The 11362-nt window shown below is 40.4% G+C and carries 10 protein-coding genes and 1 pseudogene; 8 read left to right on the top strand and 3 right to left on the bottom strand.

Features of this window, described 5'->3' with window-relative positions; translation table 11 throughout:
* Positions 1-539 precede the first annotated feature (539 nt).
* From ACGF7G_RS11395 to ACGF7G_RS11370, 6 genes are all read left to right on the top strand, one after another.
* Positions 540-1748 (top strand): aspartate aminotransferase family protein, encoded by a 1209-nt coding sequence (locus tag ACGF7G_RS11395; protein WP_387465556.1) that lies wholly within the window; start codon positions 540-542, stop codon positions 1746-1748.
* Between the two features lie 21 nt (positions 1749-1769).
* Positions 1770-2801: an arginine N-succinyltransferase gene (astA, locus tag ACGF7G_RS11390; protein ID WP_387465554.1), complete on the top strand. Its 1032-nt coding sequence runs from the start codon at positions 1770-1772 to the stop codon at positions 2799-2801.
* A gap of 3 nt (positions 2802-2804) precedes the next feature.
* Positions 2805-4280 (top strand): succinylglutamate-semialdehyde dehydrogenase, encoded by a 1476-nt coding sequence (gene astD, locus ACGF7G_RS11385; protein WP_387465552.1) that lies wholly within the window; start codon positions 2805-2807, stop codon positions 4278-4280.
* A 26-nt stretch (positions 4281-4306) separates the two neighbouring features.
* On the top strand, positions 4307-5650 hold the full coding sequence (gene astB / locus ACGF7G_RS11380) for an N-succinylarginine dihydrolase (RefSeq protein ID WP_133815950.1): 1344 nt from the start codon (positions 4307-4309) through the stop codon (positions 5648-5650).
* Positions 5651-5662: 12 nt separating this feature from the next.
* Positions 5663-6655, top strand: coding sequence for a succinylglutamate desuccinylase (gene astE, locus ACGF7G_RS11375; RefSeq protein WP_387465549.1), 993 nt, complete (start codon positions 5663-5665; stop codon positions 6653-6655).
* Between the two features lie 100 nt (positions 6656-6755).
* Positions 6756-8210, top strand: a complete 1455-nt coding sequence (locus tag ACGF7G_RS11370) for an amino acid permease (RefSeq protein WP_387465547.1) — start codon at positions 6756-6758, stop codon at positions 8208-8210.
* Between the two features lie 93 nt (positions 8211-8303).
* Here the strand turns inward: ACGF7G_RS11370 and ACGF7G_RS11365 are convergent, their stop codons facing one another.
* Complete coding sequence (locus tag ACGF7G_RS11365) at positions 8304-8645, bottom strand: hypothetical protein (protein WP_133815953.1); 342 nt, start codon at positions 8643-8645, stop codon at positions 8304-8306.
* 155 nt (positions 8646-8800) lie between these two features.
* Positions 8801-9568 carry a hypothetical protein gene (locus ACGF7G_RS11360; RefSeq protein ID WP_133815954.1) on the bottom strand — a complete coding sequence of 256 codons (768 nt, stop codon included), beginning with the start codon at positions 9566-9568 and terminating at the stop codon, positions 8801-8803.
* A gap of 863 nt (positions 9569-10431) precedes the next feature.
* Between ACGF7G_RS11360 and ACGF7G_RS11355 the strand changes: the two genes are divergently transcribed.
* Positions 10432-10644: a hypothetical protein gene (locus tag ACGF7G_RS11355; protein WP_387465545.1), complete on the top strand. Its 213-nt coding sequence runs from the start codon at positions 10432-10434 to the stop codon at positions 10642-10644.
* Positions 10634-11029 (top strand): DUF1240 domain-containing protein, encoded by a 396-nt coding sequence (locus tag ACGF7G_RS11350; RefSeq protein WP_387465569.1) that lies wholly within the window; start codon positions 10634-10636, stop codon positions 11027-11029. The genes ACGF7G_RS11355 and ACGF7G_RS11350 overlap by 11 nt, the downstream gene beginning before the upstream one ends.
* A 99-nt stretch (positions 11030-11128) precedes the next feature.
* Here ACGF7G_RS11350 and ACGF7G_RS11345 read toward each other — a convergent pair.
* Positions 11129-11320, bottom strand: a pseudogene (locus tag ACGF7G_RS11345) (type II toxin-antitoxin system HicB family antitoxin); the annotation flags it as partial.
* Between the last annotated feature and the right edge of the window lie 42 nt (positions 11321-11362).

Genomic DNA, 11362 nt, shown 5'->3' with positions numbered 1-11362 from the left:
TTGTCGTCAGATTGTTCACTTATTTTGTTATTTTGATGATAGATTCCCCCGGTTTTTACAAAATTAAATTCCGTCAAATTTTATTTTACATTTGAATAGATAAATTTCTGGCGTTATTAATGAATAATTATTTATTTATTTTTTTCATCTATATGTAGCAGGTCTAATGTATTCACTATTTATTCATTTATTATTCACTTAATGCGCATAAGTTGTGCATAAAAATACTTATTGGAATTTTGAACGAGATCAAAAAGTATTTTTTTTGTTTATAACTTGTATTGACTTTGTTAAGCGCGAGCAACAGTATCTGTCCAATGGTTGAGCAACTATTTTTCGAAAATAGTGATGAGGATTAATAAGAATAATACTAACGAGATCCTGTAATTTTATTATTTTTAAGGTTTTTTAGGTTTCAACTCAGTAAACCTTTTATCTCGGTATTCATTAATAATTTGTGTAAGTATGAGATGAAAAATGGTGCGGGGCATATTGCTTTCACTCATCCGAATACGCTCTATTTTAAGGGGAAATGATCTATGTCAGAAAATATTCAGAGAAGTTGGTTTGATCACTATATGGTACCTTGTTTTTCTCCTGCCAAGTTCATACCTGTTCGGGCGGAAGGTTCGAGAGTATGGGATCAGGATGGCAAGGAATATATTGATCTTGCTGGTGGAATTGCGGTTAATTCATTAGGTCACGCCCATCCCGAATTAAAGGCTGAGTTAATTTCTCAGATTGAAAAAATATGGCATATAGGAAATGGTTACACTAATGAGCCGGTGCTGAAATTAGCAAAGAAACTCGTGGAAAATACGTTTGCTGATAAAGTGTTTTTCTGCAATTCAGGGGCAGAAGCTAACGAGGCGGCATTAAAATTAGCCAGAAAATATGCCGCTGATAAATATGGAAAAAATAAGAACGAGATTATCTCATTTAAAGATTCTTTTCATGGCAGGACATTATTTACTGTTACGGTAGGAGGACAACCAAAATATTCACAAGATTATGCTCCTCTTCCTCAAGAAATTACGCATCTTCCTTATAACGATGTGTCTGCGATCAGAGAACACATTTCTGAACATACTTGTGCGGTTATTGTCGAGCCGATTATCGGTGAAGGCGGCGTTATTCCCGCCGATCCTGCATTTTTGCAGGAATTACGTACATTATGTGATCGTTTTCAAGCGCTGCTCATTTTTGATGAAATTCAGACTGGCATGGGTCGTACCGGCTATCTTTATGCTTATCAGGAATATGGTGTTGAGCCTGATATTCTTACCAGTGCCAAAGGTCTCGGAGGGGGGTTCCCTATCGGTGCCATGTTGACAAAACAACCTATTGCAGAAGTTTTTCAACCTGGAACACACGGCACGACGTTTGGCGGTAATCCTTTGGCCGCCGCTGTTGCCAATAAGGTGCTTTCAATTATTAACCAGACAGAGCTCCTCACCGGAGTTCAGCAGCGTCATGAATATTTCATGGATAAGTTATCGGAATTGAATCAGCGCTATCAACTATTCAGTTGTTTGCGGGGCAAAGGGCTGCTTTTAGGCGCTGAATTGAATCAAGCCTGGCAGGGTAAGGCGAAACAATTAACCAATATAGCCGCAGAGGAAGGATTAATTGCCTTGATTGCCGGCCCGGATGTATTGCGCTTTGCGCCAGCATTAAACATCGAATTTGCTGATATTGATGAAGGTCTGGTTCGCCTTGAAAGCGCCATCATGCGGTTCGTGGGTTAATGGTAAGTTGAAGGTGACGTTATGATGCTTTTCCGAACTGTCCGGCATAGTGACTTAAATGGTATTCAGTCCTTATCTGAACGCGCTGGTATAGGTCTGACATCTTTACCAAATAACCTGGAGCAATTACGTTCACGTATTTCACGTAGCGTGGATACTTTCGATGGAAAACTGGCCAGGGCCCAGCAGGGATTCCTTTTTGTACTGGAAAATACCAGCGAGAATCGTGTCGTGGGTGTCAGCGCCATAGAAGCGGCAGTAGGGCTGGAGGAGCCGTTTTATAACTTTCGTGTACAAAGAACCATTCGTTCGTCACGTGAGTTAGGAATCTATAAAGTTATTGAAGCGTTATCGCTGGAACAAGATCAGACCGGTAACAGCGAATTATGTACCTTGTTCTTGGATCCGGAATATCATAAAGGGAAAAACGGCACGTTTCTTTCTAAAGCGCGTTTCCTTTTTATTGCGGCATTCAGGGATCTATTTTCTAAAATAATATTTGCTGAAATGCGTGGTGTCGCAGATGAGAAAGGAAATTCACCTTTTTGGAATGCGCTGGGACAGCACTTTTTTGGTATTCCTTTTTCCCAGGCAGACTATTTAACGGGTATTGGATCGAAAACCTTCATTGCCGAATTGATGCCCCTTCATCCTGTTTATATATCCCTATTACCCGCTGAGGCGCAGCGGGTAATAGGGCAGGTTCATGAAAAAACAGTCCCGGCCCGTACGATCCTTGAAAAAGAAGGTCTGGCCTATGAAGGCCATATCGATATTTTTGATGCGGGCGCTTTACTACAAGCCGAGATTGACCGGATACGCGCAGTAAAAGAGAGCCGGCTTGTTCCTGTCAGCCGGGTTAAGTCAATTGCCAGAACCGGTGGGGTACCTTGCATCATTGCTAATCAGCGCTTTAGTGACTTTCGGGCGCTATTACTGAATGTTGCGTATGACAGCGATGAGATTTCTTTAACATCAGCGGAAATGGATGCACTCCAAATCAATGACCAAAATCAGGTACGACTCGTCACTCTTTTTCCAAGGGAACACTAAGATATGAATCATAAAGTACATTACATTGGGGGCGAATGGGTTAAGGGACAAGGTGAGTTGATGACTAAATTCGCCCCAATAGATCAGAAAATTCTGTGGCAAGCTAACAGCGCTGATCCTTCTCAAGTTAGAGCAGCTTGCCAGTCTGCCCGTGAAGCGTTTTATTCGTGGTCACATTTGCCGGTTGGCGAGCGAATTAAGATTGTCCAGAAGTTTGCTGCTTTGCTCAATGACGAGACAGAGGCTTTGGCGCGGGTTATCAGTCAGGAAACCAGCAAGCCATTATGGGAAGCGCGTACTGAAATACAATCTATGATAGGTAAGGCGGCGATTTCTATCGAAGCATGGGAACAACGCACCGGAGAGTCAGAAATCATTATGCCGGACGGCCGGGCCTTACTGCGCCATCGCCCTCATGGTGTGATGGCGATTTTTGGTCCGTATAATTTTCCGGGTCACTTACCGAATGGTCATATTATCCCTGCGCTTATTGCCGGTAATACGCTGGTGTTTAAACCGAGTGAACTGACACCGATGACTGCGGAAGAGACCGTAAAACTGTGGGAAAAAGCCGGTTTGCCCGCCGGTGTGCTTAATCTGGTTCAGGGCGCGCGCAATACCGGCACGGCGCTGCTGGAGGACAAACAGATCGATGGGGTGCTGTTTACCGGGAGCGCCAATACTGGCTTTCACTTTCACCGCATGTTTGGCGGTCAGCCAGAGAAAATGCTGGCCCTTGAAATGGGAGGGAACAACGCACTGATCGTAGATGCCTGTGATGATATTGATGCTGCCGTTTACACCATTGTGCAGTCAGCATTTATCTCCGCCGGCCAACGTTGCACTTGTGCCCGCAGATTACTGGTAAAAAATGGCGTGCACGGGGATACGGTGATTAAGCGTCTGGTGGCGGTGACTGAACAGATTGTTCCAGCTCATTGGGATGCACAACCCCAACCTTTTATGGGTGGCGTCATTTCTTTACAGGCGGTTCAGAATCTGTTGGAAGCGCAAGATCAGCTGCAAAAACTCGGTGGGATTTCGCTGGTTTCGTTGGAACAACGCGATCCTCAATCAACGTTGCTGACACCCGGAATTATTGATGTTAGCCAGGTGGCTGATGTGCCTGATGAAGAGTACTTTGGCCCGCTACTCACTCTTATGCGTTATGACACGTTTGATGAAGCACTGGCAATGGCGAATAACACCCGGTTCGGATTGGCTACTGGTTTGATTTCGCCGGATGCTTCGCTGTTCCAACGCCTGTCAGAAGATGCGAGAGCCGGAATTGTCAACTGGAATAAGCCGTTGACGGGGGCTTCCAGTAAAGCGCCTTTTGGTGGCATTGGTGCTTCGGGAAACTTCCGCCCCAGCGCTTATTATGCGGCTGATTACTGCGCTTGGCCTATGGCATCTCTGGTTACTGACAAACTCGCTTTACCTGAAACGCTTGCGCCGGGGATCCATTTCCCTGATTAACTTATACAATCTTTCCAGAGGTATCTATGTCCGGTTTTGAAGCAAACTTTGATGGTTTGGTTGGTCTGACTCATCATTACGCAGGGCTTTCAGTCGGCAATAAAGCATCTATACATAATCGGGACCGGGTGTCTAACCCACGCAAAGCTGCGCTTCAAGGGCTGATGAAAATGAAAGCGCTGGCTGATGCGGGGTTTGTTCAGGGAGTACTGCCACCACAACAACGTCCCAATATTCCAGCCTTACGTAATTTAGGTTTTACGGGCAGTGATGAACAGATACTTGATAAAGCCGCTCAATATTCTCCAGCGTTATTATCAAAATTGAGTTCTGCTTCATCAATGTGGACAGCTAACGCGGCAACGGTGTCCCCTTCGGCGGATAGTGCTGACCGACGGGTACATTTCACCGTGGCAAATTTAAATAACAAACTGCACCGTTCGCTGGAAGCAGAAACCACGGCAGCCGCGTTAAAAGCCACTTTTGCTAATCAAAATCATTTTGTCCATCATCAGTCGCTTGTGCAGCATGAAAATTTCGGTGATGAAGGGGCGGCAAACCATAATCGCCTCGGGGGTGAATATGATACGCCAGGTGTGCAGGTATTTGTCTATGGCCGTAGCGCGTTTCGTGGTAGTCCGGTGCCCCAGCGCTATCCCGCACGGCAAACACTGGAAGCAAGTGAAGCCATTGCACGGCTGCATCAGCTTAATCCGGCACAAACCGTTTTTGTGCAGCAAAACCCGGTCGCCATTGACAGCGGTGTTTTCCATAATGATGTGATTGCGGTGAGCAACCGAAATGTCCTTTTTCATCATCAGTATGCTTATCTGGATCAGGATCAGGCTTTGGCTGAAATTAAAGAGAAAATGGCGGTATTGGGACATGATTTTGTCGCAATTGAAGTCTCTTCCGAGCAGGTCAGTATCAAAGATGCGGTCGATTCTTATCTCTTTAATAGTCAATTACTGAGTAAAGCTGATGGAAAAATGATGATTGTTGTGCCGGAAGAGTGCCGCCAGAGTGCAGTTGTCTGGGCCTATTTACAGTCACTGACTGCGCAAACGTCATCACCCATTAATGAAGTCTGCGTTTTTGATCTGCGGGAAAGTATGCGTAATGGCGGCGGCCCGGCCTGTTTACGTCTGAGGGTGGTGCTAAATGATGCTGAATTTAACGCGGTCAATCCTGCGACAATAATGAATCCCCGGCTTTATAAGAGCCTGACTCAATGGATAGAACAGCACTATCGTGATGAGTTATCTGCTGGCGATCTGGTTGATCCCCAATTACTGCGTGAAGTTTATACCGCTTTGGATGAGCTTACGCAGATCCTGCATTTGGGGTCGATCTATGAATTTCAACGCTAAATTGGAGCAGATATGGATCTGTTAACCGCATTGCTTGAAAAGAAACTGGCCGACCACTTGACGTTTCCAGAAACAATGAATGCGAGCTGGCTGGCAGAAGGGGTATTGCAACTCATTCCCCATGTTCCCCATGAAGGAAAAAACCGGTCTCTGGTTATTTCCGCAGGTATTCACGGTAATGAAACCGCGCCCATTGAAATACTGATTCAATTACTGGCACAGTTGGCAGATGGCACGTTGCCACTAAAAAATAACCTGCTGATTATCTTTGGTAACTTACCGGCTATGCGGGTGAATCGACGTTATCTGCATAACGATTTGAATCGTATGTTTGGTGGTCGTTATCTGGATTTCCCTTTGGGAAATGAGCGATCACGCGCGGCTGAACTTGAAAATATTGTCAGTCGCTTTTTTGCTGAATCCTCCGTATCTTCGACAAATATGCGCTGGCATATTGATTTGCATACCGCTATACGTGCTTCTCATCATGAACAATTTGCATTGTTACCGGCTCAAAGCCGTCCATTTTCTGCCGAATTTATGCAATGGTTGAATGACAGCGATATTGATGCGCTGGTTTATCATCGTTCAAAAGGAGGAACTTTCAGCCATTTTCTGCATGAAAAATTTGGGGCGGATAGCTGTACGATGGAAATGGGTAAGGCAATGCCTTTTGGTCGCAATGATTTAAAACGGTTCCAAAAAATGGCGGATTCCCTTTGTGGCTTAATCTCTTTATCGCCAATAGCCACACGAATTAAACCTGAACTGAAACATTACCAGGTAATGGATGCCATTATTAAGAACGATGAAAGTTTCCAGCTTCATATTCCCGCAGACACCATGAATTTCACTGAATTGCCAGAGGGATTTGAAATTGCCAGCCAGCATGATCGCCATTGGCAAATTAAATTTCCGGCGAAATTTATTTTATTTCCTAATGCTGAGGTTGCTAATGGATTGCGGGCGGGATTGTTACTTGCCTTAAATGAAAAAAATAATTAAATAAAACATAACTCCATTTTCTTTCTGAAGCAGTGGCAACGTCTTCTTCAGAAAGATTCAGCGGTCTGTTTCTTCGCTTTAATGACGGACGGGTATTATCATGATAAAAAATAATAAAAATCAACAAAACATTTCGGCAGAAAAATGTTCTGGTTCGCAAGAGCTTCATCGGGGATTGAGTGCACGCCATATTCAGTTAATTTCCATTGGCGGTGCTATTGGTACAGGCTTATTTATGGGGTCAGGAAAGACTATTGCCGTATCCGGTACATCGATCATTATTACCTATGCGATTGTGGGTTTTTTTGTCTATATGGTGATGCGGGCGATGGGGGAATTACTTCTCACTAAACTGAATTATCGCTCTTTTGCTGATTTCGTGTCTGATTATTTAGGGACGAAAGCCAGCTTTTTTCTTGGCTGGACTTACTGGATGAGTTGGATTGTATCCTGTATTGCTGATGTTGTTGTTTGTGGTGGATATATTCAATATTGGTTCCCGGGTGTTTCTCTTTGGGTACCTGCGTTTTTGACTCTGGGTTTACTTTGTACTTGCAACCTGCTTTCTGTACGGTTATTTGGCGAAGCTGAATTCTGGTTCGCCATTATTAAGGTGGTTGCGATTTTGGCGTTGATTATTGTGGGTATCGGTATGGTAATGATAGGTTGGCAATCACCGGATGGTATGACGGCATCGGTTAATAACCTGACTGATCCATCAGTATTTCTGCCGAATGGCATTTTTGGTTTTTTTGCCGGTTTCCAGATAGCGATCTTTTCTTTTACGGGTGTTGAGCTGGTGGGCACCATGACAGCGGAAACAAAAGATCCGGAAAAGATATTGCCGAAAGCGATTAATAATATTCCGATAAGGATCATTATCTTTTATATTTTCTCCATGTTAAGCATCATTGCGGTGACTTCTTGGGGGAGGATTTCATCTGAAACCAGTCCTTTTGTGACCTTATTTGCTTTGGCTGGTTTACCTGCCGCAGCCGCTATTGTGAACTTTGTTGCATTAACGTCGGCAATGTCCTCCGCTAACAGTGGGTTATACGCCTGTACGCGTATGCTTTATGGTTTATCAACTGAAAGAAATGCCCATCGGAAATTTAAAATTCTGTCTCGTAATACCGCGATTCCTGTACATAGCCTGATATTTTCTGGCTTCTGTATGATCGTTGGTACGTCACTTTTATTTATCATGCCGAATGTCATGAGATTATTTACTATTGTATCAACCGTTGCCTCTATTATGGTTATTTATAGCTGGTGTATGATATTGATTGCTTATTTAGCTTATCGTAAACATCATCCTGATCTGCATCAGCGCTCAATATTTAAGATGCCTCTGGCGGTACCAATGACCTGGATAACATTGGTTTTTTTCGCCCTGACCATCGTCGTCATGGTTTTTGATCCGGATACACTGGTTGCACTCTGTGGCACCCCTTTATGGTTTATTGCGTTAAGTCTTTTATGGCGTATAAAGAAGAAAAATGAAGCGCGGGAAGAACAACGCTATCAGGCAGCAAAAGAGGGTTTTCGTTTATAGGCAGATGGTGGGATTATTATTTTATTATTTACGTAAGCTATATTGGTGGTAATATATGAACCAAGCATTTGTGCATATATTACCATCTTATATTTAAGATTCACTCCTCGTTTCATGATCACGATAATCTTTATCCGGAGGATTACAGGTTATTTTTGAAGTAAGATTGTAATTTCCATTTTTGGATACTCTGACAAAATCTACGCTTACTTGTAGAGCATAATTTATTGCAGTACCGAGTATAGTAAGTAGACCTGTTAGCTCTTTTGAAGAAGTTGTGGCTCCATCAAGTACGAAATTGTAATAATTATTTTCTTTGTCTACCAATGTGAATGACACAGATACCTCACCATCGCCGATAGTAACAGGAAAAGTATAGTATTTAATGACGCCAGATACTCTTTCATTTATTTTTAAGATATTGGTGTTTTTCATGTATCCTCCATATATTTTCCCACGCAACGGATTTTATTGTACGCAAATCAATTGTATATTTTTAGGTGTAAATCTTTCTTATACTTTATGTATACCCAGCCGGAAATTTTGTATGGGTATATAAAAATAATAGAGTTTTGGATTTAGTATTTAATTCATACGCCTCCGAATTGATTAACAGCGGCATTGTAATGTTTTTTTAACAAACTGGTCTCAGTGTAATTAACTGATCTTGATTGAATATCAATTGTCGTATCCTTTCCTGGATTTTTCTTACCTTTTCCTTTCCAATTTACAATTTGAAGCCTCCAATCGACTACTGCTTCACCAATAGCATCAACGTTATCGCCATCAGGGTTAAGGGCGATTTGGATGGCTGTTGTTTTTTGACCAGAGTCGAAATCTGCTTTGTCATCCGAGCTCAATCCGGCAAGCCAACCACTCATAATAGACTCCATGCTTTTCTTATCAAGTGGAGAAATCAGTGTTGCTGATGTTATATACGCGGCTTTAACAAATGCCTCTTTGATTGCATCCACAGTTGAATAATAAGCCTTGTTATGAGATATCATGGAGACCTGACCAGGGAAATCCTTGTATTGGGTTTTAAGCCAGTTAAAAATTTCTTCATTTTTGGTAATGTAATCTAGCTGTCTCATTTCATGTAGCGCTCCATCAGGCTCCCAAAGCCCCTTGGATATTGCGACGACGGAGTCATGAAGGTGATTAATTCCGAATGCTTGGTACGCTCCATTATATAATTGTGATCTAACATCTGTAATGTATTGCTGAAGTTTATCTAGGGTTGTATCTTCGCAGGTAAGACCAAGGATAGTTAACGTGTTTTTCAAACTTTCGGCAGTGACTTGATCTGGGGTGATACTGTATAGCTTAAAGGGGAATCCGCCTTCTTTGATGACCATAATTTTCTCCATATAATTTAATGGGATGTTTTTATTAATATATAATTTGATGATAAACCCTATTTTCACTATTCTTTTTAATTAAGCTCAGAGACAACTTCGGTGGTTATTTCCATGATCCTCTTGGAAAAGAGGGATAACGAAATTATATTCTCATTTTAATAATTCAAAATGCATCAAAACCACATCAATACTGAGATTTAATTATTATAAGTATTAGGCTATTAATTATTAATAGCAAACTCAATTTTGTGTTTAAAATCACATTTTATAAAAATAAATAGATTCTCACCCAATTTCATTTTTACTGTAATTGTGAATATAGCTGAGTAAGTTCTCTCTGAATTATTTTCTCACATTGAATGAATCGGGTATTATTTACCAAAGAATGAAACCGTACCGGTAAAGTAAAAAAAAGAATGATGTGATATTTATCAATATATTAATTCTTAAGTGCTTATATATTATTTCCGTTGACAGTTATTTTACAAGAGATATAAATAATTATTTGACTTTATTATTAAAATGTTTTTTTATAAAAGTAACTGTAGATAGAGTATTTAGATTGTTATGGCATAAAAATAATGATTATTCTATTGTGTGTATAATATTGTGGTAATTTTCAGTTATTTATTTTTATCTTGTTTTTTAATATTTCAACAAGTTTTTTTAACTTAGTCATTCTTGAATTTGTTTTTTATGATTGTGTCATCTATCTTTATTTAAAGGTGGGTAATAATGAGAGAGGCTAACGAAATAATCTTATATTAATGGCATAATCAGTTTTATAGTGGGATAGTGTTTTAAATTACTATTATGTGTTTTTTAATTAAAAATTTATTTACTTATTGGAAGGAGTGGCTTTGTTTGTGACAGGTGCTAGCGTAATTGTTGTGGCTGGTGCTATGCTTCTTGTGGGAGTGTTAACGGTATATACACTTGATATTATAGATAAGAAATTTAAAATTAGTGAAACTGTCATTAATTTACTCAAAAAAGAAATGGAGAGAAAACTAAAAGCACCAGAAATTAATTTTAATCAATTTCTTTATAACTGGGGTCGTTATTGGAAATAGAAAGAAAGTTATACATATTATCGGCGCTTTTGCTGTTTTTCTTTTAGCATTATCAGGTTTCTCTTTGACCGGAGAAAATTTAATTTCTTTAGTTAAAATGGATGAAAAAATAACATTTTCAAGTAGTGTTTTTATGATACTTTTTCCTTTGCTTTCATACCTTATGATTTTTGTTGTTTTTTTTAATGTAACAAGCCGTTGCCAAAAATATCATGATAGTTTTATTAATTATTTTGGGTTTATTGCTATTGTTTCAATTTTTTTAAGTTTCCCAATATCTTTATACGTAAATTATAAATTAAAAAGTGATAATTATTTGGTATGTGAAAAAATATACTGGATGTCCCCTAATACTTATGTAAAAGATATTAAGCTATGTGATTAATATTATTTACTTACCTATGAGAACCTAGTCTATGTAATTATTAGCCTTAAATTTTTGCAAATAAATATAAATGCGAAGTGTCTCATATATGAGGCACAATTAAATTGTTTTTTGCAGTTCATTGAGCGCAGCCTGAGCCAGAAAACCACTTCTGCTGCCATATTCAGGATGATCATGAATAATCATGTCAATACGGTATAACAAACGATGTGGAAGAGTAATATTGATACGTTCTGCTCTGTCATCGAATTTATCCACATTGATATAAATTAAGACCCATTGACCACCAGAATAATCACAAATATTTTGTCAGGCTGTTTATGATGCTATACC

The sequence above is a fragment of the Photorhabdus sp. RM323S genome (assembly GCF_042879375.1).
Lineage (GTDB): Bacteria > Pseudomonadota > Gammaproteobacteria > Enterobacterales > Enterobacteriaceae > Photorhabdus > Photorhabdus tasmaniensis.
This window is presented reverse-complemented; position numbering and strand designations above follow the sequence as displayed.